Source organism: Mesorhizobium sp. L2C084A000 (assembly GCF_000502875.1).
Lineage (GTDB): Bacteria > Pseudomonadota > Alphaproteobacteria > Rhizobiales > Rhizobiaceae > Mesorhizobium.
The window spans coordinates 62,925-79,395 of sequence record NZ_AYWX01000006.1; the positions used below are offsets into that span (position 1 = coordinate 62,925).

The 16,471-nt window shown below is 63.2% G+C and carries 18 protein-coding genes; 11 read left to right on the forward strand and 7 right to left on the reverse strand.

All coding sequences use genetic code 11. The features are described from left to right. Positions 1-26 precede the first annotated feature (26 nt). From tsaD to X735_RS151505, 6 genes are read left to right on the forward strand one after another with little or no spacing between them, the layout of a single operon-like run. A complete protein-coding gene (tsaD, locus tag X735_RS151530) occupies positions 27-1,112 on the forward strand; it encodes a tRNA (adenosine(37)-N6)-threonylcarbamoyltransferase complex transferase subunit TsaD (protein ID WP_196815327.1) in 1,086 nt (361 codons plus the stop codon). Continuing rightward, a complete protein-coding gene (locus X735_RS151525; RefSeq protein WP_023811231.1) occupies positions 1,109-2,128 on the forward strand; it encodes an NAD(P)H-dependent glycerol-3-phosphate dehydrogenase in 1,020 nt (339 codons plus the stop codon). Before tsaD ends, X735_RS151525 begins: the two co-directional genes overlap by 4 nt. A gap of 31 nt (positions 2,129-2,159) precedes the next feature. Then, entirely contained in the window at positions 2,160-2,456 is a 297-nt protein-coding gene (locus tag X735_RS151520) for a YciI-like protein (protein ID WP_023811232.1), read from the forward strand. 36 nt (positions 2,457-2,492) lie between these two features. Continuing rightward, positions 2,493-2,918, forward strand: coding sequence for an EVE domain-containing protein (locus tag X735_RS151515; protein ID WP_023811233.1), 426 nt, complete (start codon positions 2,493-2,495; stop codon positions 2,916-2,918). Continuing rightward, positions 2,915-3,571, forward strand: a complete 657-nt coding sequence (locus X735_RS151510) for a methyltransferase (protein WP_023811234.1) — start codon at positions 2,915-2,917, stop codon at positions 3,569-3,571. The genes X735_RS151515 and X735_RS151510 overlap by 4 nt, the downstream gene beginning before the upstream one ends. Before the next feature lie 50 nt (positions 3,572-3,621). Next, positions 3,622-4,038: a DUF1761 domain-containing protein gene (locus X735_RS151505; protein WP_023811235.1), complete on the forward strand. Its 417-nt coding sequence runs from the start codon at positions 3,622-3,624 to the stop codon at positions 4,036-4,038. Positions 4,039-4,127: 89 nt separating this feature from the next. On the opposite strand, the gene gcvA is transcribed toward X735_RS151505, so the two are convergent. Then, positions 4,128-5,063, reverse strand: a complete 936-nt coding sequence (gcvA, locus tag X735_RS151500; RefSeq protein ID WP_023811236.1) for a transcriptional regulator GcvA — start codon at positions 5,061-5,063, stop codon at positions 4,128-4,130. Between the two features lie 131 nt (positions 5,064-5,194). Between gcvA and X735_RS151495 the strand changes: the two genes are divergently transcribed. Further along, positions 5,195-5,461, forward strand: coding sequence for a hypothetical protein (locus X735_RS151495; protein ID WP_023811237.1), 267 nt, complete (start codon positions 5,195-5,197; stop codon positions 5,459-5,461). 112 nt (positions 5,462-5,573) lie between these two features. On the opposite strand, the gene X735_RS151490 is transcribed toward X735_RS151495, so the two are convergent. Next, positions 5,574-6,110, reverse strand: a complete 537-nt coding sequence (locus X735_RS151490; RefSeq protein WP_196815328.1) for a L,D-transpeptidase — start codon at positions 6,108-6,110, stop codon at positions 5,574-5,576. Between the two features lie 144 nt (positions 6,111-6,254). Here X735_RS151490 and X735_RS151485 point away from each other — a divergent pair, with 144 nt between their 5' ends. The 4 genes from X735_RS151485 to X735_RS1000000166750 all read left to right on the forward strand — a co-directional run bounded on the left by X735_RS151485 (position 6,255) and on the right by X735_RS1000000166750 (position 9,735). Then, complete coding sequence (locus tag X735_RS151485; RefSeq protein ID WP_013528898.1) at positions 6,255-6,938, forward strand: response regulator transcription factor; 684 nt, start codon at positions 6,255-6,257, stop codon at positions 6,936-6,938. 120 nt (positions 6,939-7,058) lie between these two features. Continuing rightward, a complete protein-coding gene (locus tag X735_RS151480; protein WP_023811239.1) occupies positions 7,059-7,514 on the forward strand; it encodes a cyclic nucleotide-binding domain-containing protein in 456 nt (151 codons plus the stop codon). A gap of 284 nt (positions 7,515-7,798) precedes the next feature. Then, positions 7,799-8,836 (forward strand): hypothetical protein, encoded by a 1,038-nt coding sequence (locus X735_RS151475; protein WP_210164045.1) that lies wholly within the window; start codon positions 7,799-7,801, stop codon positions 8,834-8,836. 224 nt (positions 8,837-9,060) lie between these two features. Further along, positions 9,061-9,735 (forward strand): hypothetical protein, encoded by a 675-nt coding sequence (locus X735_RS1000000166750; RefSeq protein WP_081734855.1) that lies wholly within the window; start codon positions 9,061-9,063, stop codon positions 9,733-9,735. 29 nt (positions 9,736-9,764) lie between these two features. Here X735_RS1000000166750 and X735_RS151470 read toward each other — a convergent pair whose 3' ends face one another. From X735_RS151470 to X735_RS151450, 5 genes are all read right to left on the reverse strand, one after another. Continuing rightward, on the reverse strand, positions 9,765-10,571 hold the full coding sequence (locus X735_RS151470; protein ID WP_023811242.1) for an exodeoxyribonuclease III: 807 nt from the start codon (positions 10,569-10,571) through the stop codon (positions 9,765-9,767). A 168-nt stretch (positions 10,572-10,739) separates the two neighbouring features. Next, a complete protein-coding gene (locus X735_RS151465) occupies positions 10,740-11,423 on the reverse strand; it encodes an outer membrane lipoprotein carrier protein LolA (RefSeq protein ID WP_023811243.1) in 684 nt (227 codons plus the stop codon). A gap of 151 nt (positions 11,424-11,574) precedes the next feature. Next, positions 11,575-14,244, reverse strand: a complete 2,670-nt coding sequence (locus X735_RS151460; protein ID WP_023811244.1) for a DNA translocase FtsK — start codon at positions 14,242-14,244, stop codon at positions 11,575-11,577. A 252-nt stretch (positions 14,245-14,496) separates the two neighbouring features. Further along, positions 14,497-14,772, reverse strand: coding sequence for a hypothetical protein (locus X735_RS151455; RefSeq protein WP_023811245.1), 276 nt, complete (start codon positions 14,770-14,772; stop codon positions 14,497-14,499). 255 nt (positions 14,773-15,027) lie between these two features. After that, positions 15,028-16,449 (reverse strand): ammonium transporter, encoded by a 1,422-nt coding sequence (locus X735_RS151450; RefSeq protein WP_023811246.1) that lies wholly within the window; start codon positions 16,447-16,449, stop codon positions 15,028-15,030. Positions 16,450-16,471: the final 22 nt, after the last annotated feature.

Genomic DNA, 16,471 nt, shown 5'->3' on the forward strand with positions numbered 1-16,471 from the left:
CAATCTTTAGGGACAGCGACGAATTGATCCGCGTGCTGGGCATAGAGACGAGTTGTGACGAGACCGCCGCCAGCGTGGTGGCCATCGACGGCGACGCCGCGCCAAAAATCCTGTCCAACATCGTGCTCAGCCAGATCGAGGAACATGCCGCGTTCGGCGGTGTCGTGCCGGAAATCGCCGCGCGTGCCCATGTCGAGGCGCTGGACGGCATCATCGAGGCAGCGCTTGCCGATTCGGGCACGGCGCTCGCCGATATCGACGCGATTGCCGCCACCGCCGGTCCCGGCCTGGTCGGCGGGCTGATCGTCGGGCTGATGACCGCCAAGGCAATCGCCGCGGCGGCGAACAAGCCGCTGATCGCCATCAACCACCTCGAAGGCCATGCGCTGACCGCAAGGCTGACCGACGGGCTCGACTTTCCCTATCTCTTGCTGCTGGTCTCCGGCGGCCATACGCAAATCGTCGCCGTGCGCGGCGTCGGCGACTACCAGCGCTGGGCAACGACCATCGACGACGCGCTCGGCGAAGCCTTCGACAAGACGGCCAAGATGCTCGGCCTGGCCTATCCCGGCGGACCGAATGTCGAGAAGGCGGCACAGGCCGGCAATGCCTCGCGCTTTGCCTTTCCGCGCCCGATGAAGGGCTCGGCCCAGCCCGACTTCTCCTTCTCCGGCCTCAAGACCGCCGTGCGCCAGGCGGCGAGCGCCATTGCGCCGCTGAGCGACCAGGACGTCGCCGACATCTGCGCTTCGTTCCAGGCAGCGGTGGCCGATGCGCTGGCCGACCGTGTCTCCCGCGCGTTGACGCGCTTTCGCGAGACATTTCCCGGCACGAAAAACCCGGCCCTCGTCGTTGCCGGTGGTGTCGCCGCCAACCGCACGATCAAGATCATGCTGGAGCGGCTCTGTGCCGAGACCGGCTTCACCTTCATTGCGCCACCGCTGAAGCTTTGCACCGACAATGCGGCGATGATCGCCTGGGCCGGCATCGAGCGGCTGCGCGCCGGCATGGCGCAGGAGAACGGCTTCGATTTCGTGCCGCGCTCGCGCTGGCCGCTGGACAGCATCTCGGCGCCGATGGTCGGCTCCGGCCGACGCGGAGCCAAGGCATGAACGAGCTGGCAAGCGGCAACGACACCGCGCCAACCGGCTGGCGCGTTGCCGTGCTCGGCGGCGGGGCCTGGGGCACTGCCTTGGCCTTGGCCATGCTGCGCGCCGGCCATTTCGTCCGCCTTTACGCGCGCGACCCGGAGACCGTCGCCGCGATCGACCGTGGCGAAAATCCACGCTATCTGCCGGGCATTGCGCTCCAGCCCGGCATCGTGGCGACGAGCAACATCCAGGCCGCGCTCGACGGTGCCGACTGCGTGCTGGCGGTGACGCCGGCCCAGTCGCTGCGGACTACGCTGGCGGCAGCGAAGGACCAGATGCCGGCCGGTGTCCCGCTGGTTCTGTGTGCCAAGGGCATCGAAAGCGAGACCGGCGCCTTGCTGTCGGCGATCGTCGAAGAAATCCTGCCGCTCAATCCGGTTGCCGCTCTGTCCGGTCCGAGCTTCGCCACCGACGTCGCCCGCGGCCTGCCGACGGCCGTTGTGGTCGCTGCCCGCGACGAGGCATTGGCCGCCGATCTCGCCGCCCGCTTTTCCGCCGAAAACCTGCGCTGCTATTCGAACGACGACCTGATCGGCGTCGAGATCGGCGGCGCCTTGAAGAACGTTTTCGCCATTGCCGCAGGTGCTGTCGCTGGCGCGGGTCTCGGGGCCAGCGCCCAGGCCGCCATGGTGACGCGCGGCTTTGTCGAATTGCGCCGCATCGGCGCTGCCTTCGGCGCCAGGCCCGAAACGCTGATGGGGCTTTCCGGCCTTGGCGACCTGCTGCTGACCTGCTCGTCCACCCAGTCGCGCAATTTCGCCTATGGCCTGGCGCTCGGCCAAGGCAAGCCGCTTGCCGGATTGCCGCTGGCCGAAGGCGTGCCGACGGCGGCGATCGCCGCCCGCATCGCAACCGAGCGCAGCATCGACGCGCCGATCATTGCCGCCGTCGCCGCCATACTGGACGGTGCCATCACCGTCCGGCAGGCTGTGACGGCCTTGATGACCCGGCCGCTGAAGACCGAAACCAACGATTGATCCCCACGACTGAACGATCAGGAGAAAAAAGATGCTGTTTGCTGTGATTTGCAAGGACAAGCCCGGAAGCCTGCAGGTGCGCCTCGACACGCGGCCCGATCATATCGCCTTTCTCGAAGGGTTGAACGGCGACAAGAAGCTGGCCTTCGCCGGTCCGTTCCTTGATGCCGAGGGCAAGCCCAATGGCAGCCTCGTGGTCGTTGAAGCGTCCGACCTGGCAGGGGCGCAGGCTCTTTCGGCCGCCGACCCCTACGCCAAGGCCGGGCTGTTCGAAAGCGTCGAAATCCGCCCGTGGAACTGGACGTTCAACAAGCCGGCGGCTAGTTAATCCCGGTCGCCGCGCGACTCCTAGGAGGAGAAAGACATGAACTACTGGCTGTTCAAATCCGAGCCATTCAAGTTCTCCTTCGAGATGCTGAAGGCCAAGGGCAAGGCCGGTACGCAATGGGACGGCGTGCGCAACTACGCCGCGCGCAACAACATGAAGGCCATGCAGATCGGCGATCTCGGCTTCTTCTACCATTCCAACGAAGGGCTGAACGTCGTCGGCATCGCTGAAGTCTGCGCGCTTGCCCATCCCGACACCACCTCGGACGATCCGCGCTGGGAATGCGTCGACATCCGCGCCGTAAGGGATGTGCCGAACCCGCCGACGCTGGAACAGGTCAAGGCCAATCCGAAGCTTGCCGACATGGCGCTGGTGCGGCTCGGCCGGCTTTCCGTGCAGCCGGTGACGCCGGCCGAGTGGAAGGAAGTCTGCCGCATGGGCGGCTTGACGCCGGCTCCGTGACGGCGCTGACGCCCAACAGCGCGAGGCAATTCATTCTCGACAACACGGCGCTGATGGCGCCGCCGCACGTGCCGGAGATCCTGCTTCATCTTGCCGACGAAGCGCATGATTTGTGGCAGCGGACCGAGGATGAGCTGGTCGAGATCGGCCTGCCACCGCCTTTCTGGGCCTTTGCCTGGGCCGGCGGCCAGGGCCTTGCCCGCCATGTCCTGGACAATCCCGGCACGGTGCGGGGCAAGCGCGTGCTCGACTTCGCTTCCGGCTCCGGCCTTGTCGCCATCGCTGCCGCCAAGGCAGGTGCCGCCAAGGTGATCGCAACCGACATCGATCCGTTCTGTGCCACCGCGATCCGGCTCAACAGCGAGATCAACGGTGTCGGGACCGAATTCCTCGGCACGGATTGCATCGGCACCGATGCAGGTTGGGACGTGGTCCTGGCCGGTGATGTTTTCTACGACAAATCTTTCGCGGACCGGCTGATGCCATGGTTCGCAACGCTGAAGGCCCGCGGCGCCGAGATCCTCGTCGGCGATCCCGGACGGTCGTATCTGCCGAAGGCAGGGCTGGAGCCGCTTTCTGTGTATGAAGTGGCCGTCACGCGGGCGCTGGAGGATGCGCTGGTCAAGCGCACGACGGTCTGGCGGTTCGCTTGACGCGATCGCCGAACAGGCGTTCCATCACATACAAATCAGAGGGGGAGCTCATGGATTTTTCAGCAGTGAACTGGCTGGCGGTAGTCGCTGCCGCGATCGCCGCGTGGCTGTTCGGCGCCGCTTGGTACATGGGCCTGAGCAAGCCGTGGCTGAAGGCCGCCAAGCTCGATCCGGCGACGATGAAAAAATCGCCGCTGCCCTTCGTCATCAGCTTCATCGCCGAACTGGTCATGGCCACCACATTGGCCCTGGTCGTCGGCGCGATGACCGGCGGCGAGCCGACATGGATCGCCGGACTAGTCTTTGGCTTTGTGCTCTGGCTGGGTTTCGTCGCCACGACGCTCTCGGTCAACCATCGCTACGAGAATTTCGGCTGGGACCTGACCCTCATCGACGGCGGCCACTGGCTCGGCGTGCTGCTGATCATCGGCGCCGTGATCGGCTGGTTCGGCGCGGCGGCAACCTGATCAAGAAGGGAGTAGGGCAGTAAGGCAGTAGGGGAATAGGGGGCAAACGGCACCGACTGCTATCCCTACTGCCCTACTGCCCTACTGCCCTACTGCCCTTTGTCCGTGGTCCGCGTCTTGGCGACTTCCTCGAGCATCCATTCGCGAAAGGCGACGATGCGCGGATCGTCGCCGGTATTTTCGGGATAGACCAGGAAGTAGGCGAACTCGGGCGCCACCCGCAGGCCGAGTTCGAAAGGCTGCACCAGCCTACCCAGGGAAAGGTCGTTCGCCACCATGGCGAAATCGGCGAGCGCAACGGCATTGCCGTCGAGCGCTGCCTGGACGGCATCCGTGGAGTTTCCGAAGACGACGGTCCGGCTGTCGTCGAAATCATTGATGCCGGCCGCCGCCATCCACATCCGCCAGTTCGGCCACGTCACGCCTTGCCGCGACCATTCGATATGCGCAAGCGTGTGATTGAAGAGGTCGCGCGGCTCACGCAGCGGCGGACCGGACGTCAAGAGGCTCGGGCTGCACACCGGAATGAGGATGTTGTCGAACAGCCGGTGGGTGCGAAGACCCGGATATTTGCCGGCGCCGAAACGGATGCCGACATCGATGTCATCGAGTTCGAAATCCCGCACTTCATAGGCAATGTCGAATCGCAATTCGATATCGGGGTGATGCTTGCGAAAATCGTCGACGCGTCGCATCAGCCATTTTGACGCGAACTGCGCGTCGAGCGTTACCTTCAAAAGGGCGGTGCCGCGCGCCAGCTTTTGCGCCCGCGAAACGGCCCGGCCAAGCAGGTCGAGCGCGTCGGCCGAGGCGTCGAACAGCACCGTCCCCGCCTCGGTGAGCCGGATGGTGCGGCTGGTGCGTGTGAACAGCACCAGCCCGAGTTGATCCTCGATTTCCTTGATCTGATGGCTGACGGCGGCCGGTGTCAGGCCGAGCTCGTCGGCGGCGCGGGTGAAATTGAGGTGCCGGGCCGCTGCTTCCAGCGTCCTCAAGGCACGAGTCCCGGGCAGAAGACGAGCCATCCTATCCTCAAATAAAACTTGATGATCCAGAGAAAACTACTCGTTTCTCGCAGGGATTTCAATCTGGCATGATCCCATCATCGACACATCATCAAGCCGGATTTGATATCCGGAGACAACGGATCATAACCATGTCCATCATCGTTTTGAATTCATCGACACCCCGCCCGGCCTGGCTGGCCGAAACCCTCGACTGGCTGCGCCACGCCCGGGTCGCGATACGCCTCGCCCGCCGCGACATTGCCTACCAGGACGTCGAGGATCTCTCCGATCGCCAACTGCGCGATATCGGCGGCGAGCGCCGTGACGTCGCTCGCGCAATGGACAGAGAACTTGGCCGGCTGGGCCTGCTCGACATCGGTTGGCAGAAACCTGGTCGTAGGGGAATAGGGGAATAGGGGAATAGGGGAATAGGGGAATAGGGGAATAGGAAAAACTAAGGCTGCGCCGAGACTGTCCCTACTCCCCTACTCCCCTACTCCCCTACTCCCCTACTACCCTACTACCCTACTATCTTACCACCCTCACCACCGTCCGATCCGACAGCAGCGGCAGCAGTCGCGCCATCGTACGAGCCGTGACAGCCACACAGCCTTGCGTCGGCGTGAAGCCGGGGCGCGCCAGATGGAAGAAGATGGCGCTGCCGCGCCCGCGCCGGCGCGGCGACAGGTTCCAGTCGAGCACAAGACAGGCGTCGTAGAGCCGGTCGTCGCGCCGCATGCGTTCGTGGCTGGCGCCATAGGGTATCTTGACGGGCCTGTTGTAGTTGCGGTCGTCAGGCACTTCGCACCAGCCCAGATCGGGCCCGATCGGCGTCATCGCCAGACGGGTCCTGCGGCCGCTGGAGAACTGATCTCCCCGGAAATACCCCGACAGTATCCGCATCGCGGCCAGCGGCGTGGCGCCATCGCCTTCGCGCTTGCCGGCCGAGATGCCACCGCGCCCCAACGCACAGGCAAACACCGTTTTCCCGGCCTGCAGCAGGCCCTGGCTTGGATGCCCAGGCCTGGCCCGCACGGTCAGCACACGCAGCCCTTTTCGCAAAATTGCGCCGGCTGCATTGCGATCGTGTTTTTTCTTGTATGATCGTGCCACGGAACAAATCACTGTGAACGGCTGTTGCGCCGGTCAGCTTCCGCATAAACAGGCAGCGGTCAACTGAATTTTCTTTTCAAAACAACGGATTGATCCATGACTTCACGCACCATACTGATCGTCGACGACGATGACGACCTGCGCGGCACACTGGTCGAGCAATTATCCCTTTACGAGGAATTCGACGTGCTGCAGGAATCGACTGCGGCAAAAGGTGTCGCCGCAGCGCGCGGCGGCCTCATCGATCTGCTCATCATGGACGTCGGGCTGCCCGACATGGATGGCCGCGAAGCGGTGAAGATCCTGCGCAAGGGCGGCTACAAGGCGCCCATCATCATGCTGACCGGCCACGACACCGATTCGGATACGATTCTTGGGCTCGAGGCCGGCGCCAACGACTATGTGACGAAGCCGTTCCGCTTTGCCGTGCTGCTGGCGCGCATTCGGGCGCAGCTGCGCCAGCACGAGCAGAGCGAGGACGCCACCTTCTCGGTCGGGCCCTATACTTTCAAGCCCAGCCAGAAACTGCTGCTTGACCCGCGCGGCGGCAAGGTGCGGCTGACGGAGAAGGAAGCCTCGATCATCAAATATCTTTATCGCGCCGACCAGAAGGTGGTGACGCGCGACGTGCTGCTCGAGGAAGTATGGGGCTACAATTCCGGTGTCACCACGCACACGCTGGAAACCCATGTCTACCGGCTCCGCCAGAAGATCGAGCGCGATCCTTCCAATGCGGAAATTCTTGTGACAGAAAGCGGCGGCTACAAGCTGGTTCCTTAAACATTTCATTATCCAATGAGCGGTCGGGCGGGGCCGCTTTCGGGTACGATCCAGTTGGAGGGTGGTTTGGATCGAACTCGCAGAGGAGGAGTCGGACTGTCGGTTCGGGGACATAGCTAGATGGCGCTGGATGACGACATCCGCGTCCTGTCCGCCGTGAGGCTCTTCGAGGGCTTCACACAGGAACAATTGCGCCTGCTCGCCTTTGGCGCCGAGAACACCAGGCTGATTGCCAACCACAAGCTTTATCGCGAGGACGACGAGGCCGATTCCGCCTATATCGTCGTCAGTGGGCGCATCGTGCTCTACCGGGAGCAGGGTGGTGAACGCATCCCGATTGGCACGGCAGGCCCCGGCACGATCCTGAGCGAACTGGCATTGATCGCCGACACCAATCGGTTGACCAGCGCCTCGGCCGAGATCGATTCGGAAGTGATGCGGCTCAGCCGCAAGATGTTCCGCCGCATCCTGGAGGAATATCCCGAGATCGCGGTCAAGCTCCACCAGCGCATTTCGGAGGAATTTCAGGCGATGATCCGCCGCATCGAGGAACTGGCGCCGCGCTTCTCCGGCTAAAGGCTGCCCGCCTGCGAAGCTGTTGTTTCGCGGCCAAAGGCGGAAGCGCGGCAGCGTTTTCAACGACATTGGCCGCGATGAACTGATCGTGGCGCACTGCGGCCGGAGCGGGAATCGCCAATGGCTCGTTCATCCGGACGCCCGGATCCAGAGGCAAGGGTCCGTTGACAGGCATGAGGTGAAATCCTAAAGCACCTCGAAGGCGGCCGGCACAGCAGGCGCCACCACCACCAGGCTCCTGGGGGGAGCGAGCCATGCCGTCAGGGCGGTACGAGACGATTATCTTGTATTCCCGCAATGACGCGTTCGGCGACGGATTAATCCGGATTCCGGCTTTGCGCGCCGCCAGAACGGCATTCCCCGATAGTTTCATCGTCTACGGAACCACCCGATCGTCGTCCCTTGAACATAGCCTCAATCGCCATGCCGGCCATTTGGTCGATGCGATCAATGTGCGGACGTCCCTGGCGTGCCTGATCGCCGGTCACTGCAACGGCAAGGGGCGGTTGGCCGTGGTCGATTTCCGCATCTCGGCGCGTTGGCTGCTTCAAGCCTCGGCATCACTGCTCGGCCGCGGCATCGCCTATGAGGCAAACTTTCCGGCTTTCGCCCTTTCCTGGCGCCTGGGCCAAAGGCCTGAAGCACGACCCGGGCACAATGCCTGGCGCTACCACCGTCTCATCGAACGCCTTGCCGGCAAGCGGCTGCCTTTCGATCATCGGCTGGAGCCTGGCCCGGCCGCACGAGCGGCGGCCAGGGGCCTTGCGCATGGCAAGCATGCTCCGTTGATCATTATCGCGGCGCACGGCAGCGCCAGCAAGCGCATGTCGGCGGATCAGGTTGCCGCGATCGCCGACGGCCTGATCGCCGACGGGGCGGACCTTCTCTATGTGAAAACCCCCGGCGATGGTCCCGATATGGCTGAACTGGCTCAGCGCGTACCGAAGCTGCGGCTTGTTGATTCCGCCGCGATCGAGGGTGTCGATATCGGCGACATCTTGCTGGCGCTCGGCGAGTTTGCCGATCTTTACATCGGCGCCGAAGGCGGTACCGCACATCTCATGGCAACCGTGATGACGCCGATGGTTATCCTCAGTGGCGGCGCCAACATGGCCCGTTGGAGGCCGCTTTCGAACTGCGTGGACGTGATCGAATCCCGTCTTGCAAGCCCGACCGGCCTGGTCGCCAATGTGCCTGCGTCGACAATCATCGAAGCGGCGCAACGGATGCTGGCGACGCGCCGCCGCGACCATCCCCATCTGCCGGATCTCGCTGGCCTGTCAGCCCAGCAATTCGCGACAACGACATGCATGAAGACTTGAGCGCGCCGTTTGAACTTGAATTCATTTGGTCGCGCTTCGAAGCGCGTTGAGATTCAGGTCGGCCATTTGCAGGCCAGCCTCACCTGAACATCGACGCCATGGTACAATGGGTTCGGTGGGGCGAAGCCACCGGCACAATGCAGGCGGAGTTCTCGGCGGCAGATCTGGCGGCTGTCGTACTTTGGTTCCAGTGGAGTTCCTCTCAGTCCTCAATGAGAATAGCAATGCCAGAGAAAAACGCGCTGAACACAAAGCATGGCGGCGAATGGATAATAGCCTGGCGCTTGGTCGTACTGGCGGCGACGGCGATTAATGTTGCGATGCTCTTAGCCGCGCTGTTCATCGCGCAAATTCGTGGCCTGGACGCTTGGATCTTTTATCGAGATCCATCTGCAGCCGCCGAAGTCGGCTTCTATACGGGGTGGATTTCGTCCCTGGGTGCTTCGCTATGGATCGGCACCGGCGCTGCGACCCTGTTTGCTGGCCTGCTCACGCATCGATGGGATTGCACGTTTCTCGGCGGCCTTACCCTGTTCTTGGGCCTCGATGACCTGTTGTTGATCCATGAGGACGTGCTGCCCATTGTAGGGATACCGGAGATCGTTCCGATGATTGTCTACGCCGCCGCCGGGTTGTTCTGGTTCTTTCGGCTGCGACGAAAGACATTCGACGGCACGATCGTCTTTGTGGCCGCAGGCTTCCTGCTCGCGATGTCAGCATCGATTGACCAGACCGGAGAGCTGTTTCCTACCCCTGGTTCTGCGGCCGCCATCGCCGAAGACGTCGTCAAAGAGCTTGGCATCTTCCTTTGGGCGGCAGGTGCCGTTGGGTACGCGGCGATGGTGACACGATTGGGCCGTCCGTGGGTGGATCCAGCCGACTCCACCTCTACCGACTGACTGCCGCAGGCCCCGCATCTTCGAGCAGGCTAGTCCAGATCGAACCGCGCGATCACAGGCACATGGTCCGACGGGCGCTCCCAGCCGCGCGCCGGACGCAGGATTTCGTAGCCGGAAAAGCTGGGCACCAGGTTTGGCGACGACCAGACGTGGTCGAGACGGCGGCCGCGATTGGACAGCTCCCAATCCTGCGCGCGATAGCTCCACCAGGTGTAGAGCTTCTGCTCATGCGGCACGTTGAGCCGCATCAGGTCGACCCAGTCGCCGGCGCGGCGCATCGCCTCGAAATTTTCCGTCTCGATCGGCGTGTGGCTGACCACGTTGAGCAATTGCTTGTGCGACCAGACGTCATGCTCGAGCGGGGCGATGTTGAGGTCGCCGACCAGCACCGAGCCGGACACCTCGTCATGTTCTGCCCGGATGGCATTCATCTCGGCAACGAAATCGAGCTTGTGCTTGAACTTCCTGTTGATGACGGGATCCGGTTCGTCGCCGCCCGCCGGGACGTAGAAATTGTGCAGCAGGATCGCCTTGCCGCCGGCCCGCACCCTCACCGAGAGGTGCCGGCTATCCTCGATTTCGCAAAAGCGTCGCTTTTCGACCAATTCGATCGGCCGCCGCGCCACGGTTGCTACGCCGTGGTAGCCCTTCTGGCCATGGAAGGCGATGTGTTCGTAGCCGAGCTTGCGGAAAGCCTTTTCGGGAAACAGGTCGTCGGGAACCTTGGTTTCCTGCAGGCACAGCACGTCGGGGGCCTGCTCCACGAGCAGGCGCTCGACGATCGGCATGCGCAGGCGAACGGAGTTGATGTTCCAGGTGGCGATGGAGAAGGGCATTGGCAATCCAGGACAGCGTGCGGCCGACCAGAACCGATGGGTTCCGGCGGGGAAGACGCCTTTTGACGGAGTCAGCCCGGGAAATTGCCAGCCGCGGGCCGCAAAGACAAGCCGGGCCACGCCCGACGAGGCGCGGCCCCGGTGCTTTCCACAGCTATAACAACTGGGTTAGCGCGCCTTGTTGGTGTTGAGCTCGCGGTTCGCCGTGTAGTCGATGGCGAAAGTATCCGGCGCGAAGCTGACGCCTTCCTTGGTGTTGAAGATCATCACCGTCGTATCCTTGCCCTGCGCGTCGGTGATCGTCCACTGCCGCAAATCGAAGGTTTTCGGATCGAACATCATGGTGATCTTCGAATTGCCGAACACCGATTTGTCGGCGAGCTGGATGGTGGTGAGGTCATCCTCCTGCTTGACGCTTTTGACGCGGTCGCCGGAGAGGTCGATCCTGGTGTCGAGCAGCAGCTTCAGAGGCGTCTTCGACAACGGATAGAGATCGGACGTGTTGAGCCTCTTGTTCAGGATGACCACCGACTGGCCGTCTGAAATCACCCGGAAATTCGAAGAGCCGTCATAGTTGAAGCGGATCTTGCCTGGCCGTTCAAGGAAGAACTTGCCGCCGGTCTGCTCGCCCTTGGGGCCGAACTGTACGAATTCGCCGCTCATCGATTTGACCGAGGAAAAGTGGTCGGCGATCTTCTGCGCAGCGGCCGGCACAGCCGCCTGCGCCGAAGCCAGCACCTGGAAGCCGGGCACCGCGTTGAAGGCTGCCGCCCCCGCAAACGCCAGGCCGAGGCCCAGCAACTGACGCCGGGAGGGAGCAAATGTGCTGAGCGCTGAAAGATCGTTTTTCATGTCGGTCACTCTCATCTGATTCCTGAGTTGTTCTGTGCTTGGACCCCCAGTTAGGCTGAAATTTGGCGGGTCGGGCGTCCCTTGGTCGCTTCAACGCCTTGAAAGGTTCAAGGTTGCCGGACCGGGATGTCACAAGGGTCAGGCTTTCCAGTCAGAACTTGTCGTCTTCGGTCGGCACCAGGATCTCTCGCTTGCCGGCATGGTTGGCCGGGCCGACGATACCTTCCTTCTCCATCTTCTCGATGATCGAGGCGGCGCGGTTGTAGCCGATGCCCAGCCGGCGCTGGATATAGCTGGTCGAGGCCTTGCCGTCGCGCAGCACCACGGAGACCGCCTGATCGTAAGGATCGTCGGAATCCTCGAAATTGCTGTTGCCGCCACCGGACCCACCCTTGCCCGACGGCTCGTCGTCGTCCTCGCCGTCATCCTCGGTGATGGCGTCGAGATATTCCGGCACGCCCTGCAGCTTCAGGTGCGCGACGATCTTCTCGACCTCTTCATCGGCGACGAACGGGCCGTGCACGCGCTGGATACGACCGCCGCCGGCCATGTAGAGCATGTCGCCCATGCCGAGCAGCTGCTCGGCGCCCTGCTCACCCAGAATGGTGCGGCTGTCGATCTTGGACGTCACCTGGAAGGAGATGCGGGTCGGGAAATTGGCCTTGATGGTGCCGGTGATGACGTCGACCGACGGCCGCTGCGTCGCCATGATGACATGGATGCCGGCGGCGCGCGCCATCTGCGCCAGGCGCTGCACGGCACCTTCGATGTCCTTGCCGGCGACCATCATCAGGTCGGCCATCTCATCGATGATGACGACGATATACGGCATCGGCTCGAGATCGAGGTTCTCGGTCTCGTAGATCGCCTCGCCGGTCTGGCGGTCGAAGCCGGTCTGCACGGTGCGCGAGATCTTCTCGCCCTTCTTGTCAGCCTGGCTGACGCGGGCGTTGAAGCCGTCGATGTTGCGCACGCCGACCTTGGACATCTTGCGGTAGCGGTCCTCCATCTCTCGCACGGTCCATTTCAGCGCCACCACCGCCTTCTTCGGATCGGTGACGACGGGCGTGAGCAGATGCGGGATGCCGTCATAGACAGAGAGTTCCAGCATTTTCGGATCGATCATGATCAGCCGGCAATCCTGCGGCGTCAGCCGGTAGAGCAGCGACAGGATCATGGTGTTGATGGCGACCGACTTGCCCGAGCCGGTGGTGCCGGCGACAAGCACGTGCGGCATCTTGGCGATGTCGACGATGACCGCCTCGCCATTGATGGTCTTGCCCAGCGCCAGCGCCAGCTTGGCCTTCGTCGTCTCGAAATCGCGGCTGGCCAGAATCTCTCTGAGATAGACGGTTTCGCGCTTGGCGTTCGGCAGTTCGATGCCGATGGCGTTGCGGCCTGGCACCACGGCGACGCGGCAGGCAATGGCGCTCATCGAGCGGGCGATGTCGTCGGACAGGCCGATGACGCGTGACGATTTGATGCCGGGCGCCGGTTCGAGCTCATAGAGGGTGACCACCGGGCCCGGACGGACGGCGATGATCTCGCCCTTGACGCCGAAATCCTCCAGCACGCCTTCGAGCAGGCGGGCGTTCTGTTCCAGCGCGTCCTTGGACAGGCTGGCGTCGCGCACCACGTTCTTCGGTTCGGAGAGGAAGTGCAGCGACGGCATTTCGAACTTTTCCGAGCCGATCAGCGATGTCTGCGCCTCGCGCTGCACACGGGCGCCGGGCACGGGGCGCGCCGCCGGTGCCTCGACGCGGGTGGCTGCGTCGGAGCGGAACGGCTGTACCTTGGCGGTCGACGCGCCGCGGCGTTGCACGACAGGTTCATCGTCGAAATCGGCATCCTCGCCCGCATTGTCGAAGCGGTCGTCGAAGATATCGGCATCGTCGGGGTCGAGCGAGGCGCTGCGGTCATTGACCATGGCGGCGAAGAATTCGGGTTCGACGCGGGCGCGGCCATCCTGGCTCATCCGCTGCTCGGCAAACTCCGCCGATTCGACCCGTTCGGCGGCGCGCCGCCAGGCTGTGGAGCGCTGCTCCATCTCCGGCTCGTACTCGTCCCGCTCCTGCCTGCGGCGCAAGGCACGGCGGTGCATCCACGCGCGCAGCGACAGCCACCAATGGGTGATGGCGCCGAGCGCCAGGATACCCTCGTCGCCTTCGTCCTCGTCATTGTCGAACAAAAGGTCGTCCTCGCGCGGATCGGCGGCGGGCTCGTCCTCCATGACGGCGAAGCCGTTCTTGCGTCCGATCAGCGCCGAGCCATGGGCAAAGAGCCACAGCGCGGGAGCGGACAGCAGGATGGCGATGATGCTGGCGATCAACCCGGTCGGATAGCCGCCGATGACGACGCCGGGGATCTTCAGCACCATGTCGCCAAACACACCGCCGAGGCCCGTGGGCAGCGGCCAGGTCTTGGGCGGCACAACGCAGCCGACCATCGCTGCGGCCAGCAGCGCGAAGCCGAACCAGGACAGCCCGCGCTTGGGCAGCCTGTCGACACCGCGCGCGGAAAACAGCAGGAAGCCCCAGATGACCGTCGGAACCAGGGCGGCGACGGCGGCGAGGCCGAAGAACTGCATGGCGAGGTCGGAGAACACGGCACCCGCATAGCCCATGGCGTTGGTGACGGTGTTGTTCGTCGCGTGGGAGAAACTCGGATCGGCGACATTCCAGGTGGCAAGGCTGGCAACGCCAAAGGCGGCCAGCGCGAACAGGCCGACGCCGACCAGCCGCCCGACCTGACGCCGCGCGAACGCCTGGATGCCGTGCCCCGTATCGGTCAGCGCGAGCGGTGCTGAAGCCCCTGAACGCATGCTCTTCCCCGTCTGTCATGGTCTCGCCGGGTGCGTGGCGCACTCCGGCAGATTCGGGTCTCAGACTATCGGTGGGAAGGTTAAGGGCGCATTAACTATAAGAGGTTGAGACGCTCAAACCTCATTACCGCCGGTTGAGCCGTATGAAGCAATGACGGACGAGGGAGCTTCCATCGAACGACACAATGGCGGGCTGCCGCCCCGCCATTGTCGTCTGGAACAAGGATCGGGCCTCGGCCCGATCGCGGCAAATCAGTTGGCGCCGCCGAGCGCCTGCACATTGGCGCAGAATTCCGCATACGGCTTGCTCATCGCCGCATCCTGGCATTCCTTCTTCATCGCTTCCTGCTTTTCCATCGGCATGGCCATGAAAGCTGTCTTGAAATCCGCCATCGGCTTCATGGTTTTCATGCCGGAATCCGTGAAGAACGGCGCCATGTTGTCGGGCTCATCCAGAGCACCGGCAAATGCCACGCCGCCGATCATGGAAAGAGCAAGCGCTCCGAGGCAGATGTTCTTGAGGTTCATGAGATGGTTTCCTTCCCTGTTGTTGGCACGAGCGTCAGAACGACGATCGCCTCCACTGTTCGGAACCAGAGCGGTCGTTGTTTCCTCAAAAAACCTGATCACCCGAACGTGATTGCGTGAAGCCGGGCATTGCCGGAACGGCTTGCCAAAAAAAGAGGCCCGGACATGATCCGGGCCTCAATGCGTGAACTCCTTTCGGGAGCGTCACGACGGGATGGGAGAATGCGGGGCGGCCGAGGCCGCCTCGCACAGGGCTTACGAGTGATAGGCCGCTTCGCCATGCGAGGTGAGGTCGAGGCCTTCGCGCTCTGCGTCGGCTGTCGGACGCAGGCCGATGATCAGGTCGACGATCTTGTAGAGGATGGCGCTGCCGATACCCGACCACAACAGGGTCACCAGGACACCCTTGGCCTGCGCCAGGAGTTGTGTGGCCGTGCCGGCATAGCCGGCAGCAAAGTCGGCCGTCGAATAGTCGACAATGCCGGCGCCACCGAGGGCAGGATTGACCAGGATGCCTGTGCCGAGCGCGCCGATGATGCCGCCAATGCAGTGGACGCCGAAGACATCAAGGCTGTCGTCGTAGTCGAACGCGTTCTTCACCACCGAGACGAAGAAGTAGCAGACGAAGGTCGCGACGATGCCGAGCACGATGGCGCCCATCGGGCCGGCAAAGCCGGCAGCAGGCGTGACGGCGACGAGGCCGGTCACCGCACCCGAAACAGCACCAAGCATGGAGGCTTTGCCGCGCAGCAGCGATTCAAGCACGATCCAGGTGACCGCCGCCGCCGCCGTGGCGACGAAGGTATTGATCATGGCCAGCACCGCATAGGCGTTCGCTTCAAGGTTCGAACCGGCGTTGAAGCCAAACCAGCCGACCCACAGCAGCGAAGCACCGACCATGGTCAGCGTCATCGAGTGCGGCGCCATGAGATCCTTCTTGTAGCCGCTGCGCTTGCCGATCATGAGCGCGCCGACGAGGCCGGCAATGCCCGCATTGATGTGAACGACCGTGCCGCCGGCGAAGTCGATGGCGCCGAAGCTGAAGATGAGGCCCGTCGGATCGCTATAAGCGCTCGGGCCGCCCCAGAACCAGACCATATGAGCGATCGGGAAGTAGATGAAAGTGACCCACAGGATGACGAAAAGGATCAAAGCGGAGAATTTGACGCGTTCGGCGAAGGCGCCGACGATCAGGGCCGGCGTGATGCAGGCGAAGGTCATCTGGAAGACGACGAACACCAGTTCAGGAATGGCGACACCCTTGGTGAAGGTCTCCGACAGGGTCGTCACATCGACGCCGGAGAGAAACATCTTGGAAAGGCCGCCGACGAAGGCGTTGCCCGGGGTGAAGGCGAGGCTGTAGCCGTAGAAAACCCAGATGATCATGACCACGCTGGTGATGGTGAAGACCTGCATCAGCACCGACAGCATGTTCTTGCTGCGAACCAGGCCGCCGTAGAAAAGCGCAAGACCGGGAACCGTCATCAACAGCACCAGAACGGTGGAAACCATCATCCACGTGGTGTCGCCCTTGTCGACGGTGAAAGCTGGCGCTGCTGCGGCCGCGGCGGGAGCCGCTTCCTGCGCGAATGCGGCGACCGTGCCCAATGCTCCGAGCGCGAACGAGCCGAGCAGCGCGGAGCGCGCCGCTGACTTCAAGGTGGAAGGAATATTCATTGAACTCTCCATTGGAATACGT

Coding starts and splice junctions, on each gene's coding strand:
- X735_RS151460 (WP_023811244.1), bottom strand. CDS start 14,244: ATGCGTTCAGGGGCTTCAGCACCGCTCGCGCTGACCGATACGGGGCAC.
- X735_RS1000000166750 (WP_081734855.1), top strand. CDS start 9,061: ATGCCAGAGAAAAACGCGCTGAACACAAAGCATGGCGGCGAATGGATA.
- X735_RS151515 (WP_023811233.1), top strand. CDS start 2,493: ATGAACTACTGGCTGTTCAAATCCGAGCCATTCAAGTTCTCCTTCGAG.
- X735_RS151485 (WP_013528898.1), top strand. CDS start 6,255: ATGACTTCACGCACCATACTGATCGTCGACGACGATGACGACCTGCGC.
- X735_RS151480 (WP_023811239.1), top strand. CDS start 7,059: ATGGCGCTGGATGACGACATCCGCGTCCTGTCCGCCGTGAGGCTCTTC.
- X735_RS151465 (WP_023811243.1), bottom strand. CDS start 11,423: ATGAAAAACGATCTTTCAGCGCTCAGCACATTTGCTCCCTCCCGGCGT.
- X735_RS151450 (WP_023811246.1), bottom strand. CDS start 16,449: ATGAATATTCCTTCCACCTTGAAGTCAGCGGCGCGCTCCGCGCTGCTC.
- X735_RS151520 (WP_023811232.1), top strand. CDS start 2,160: ATGCTGTTTGCTGTGATTTGCAAGGACAAGCCCGGAAGCCTGCAGGTG.
- X735_RS151470 (WP_023811242.1), bottom strand. CDS start 10,571: ATGCCCTTCTCCATCGCCACCTGGAACATCAACTCCGTTCGCCTGCGC.
- X735_RS151495 (WP_023811237.1), top strand. CDS start 5,195: ATGTCCATCATCGTTTTGAATTCATCGACACCCCGCCCGGCCTGGCTG.
- X735_RS151505 (WP_023811235.1), top strand. CDS start 3,622: ATGGATTTTTCAGCAGTGAACTGGCTGGCGGTAGTCGCTGCCGCGATC.
- gcvA (WP_023811236.1), bottom strand. CDS start 5,063: ATGGCTCGTCTTCTGCCCGGGACTCGTGCCTTGAGGACGCTGGAAGCA.
- X735_RS151525 (WP_023811231.1), top strand. CDS start 1,109: ATGAACGAGCTGGCAAGCGGCAACGACACCGCGCCAACCGGCTGGCGC.
- X735_RS151455 (WP_023811245.1), bottom strand. CDS start 14,772: ATGAACCTCAAGAACATCTGCCTCGGAGCGCTTGCTCTTTCCATGATC.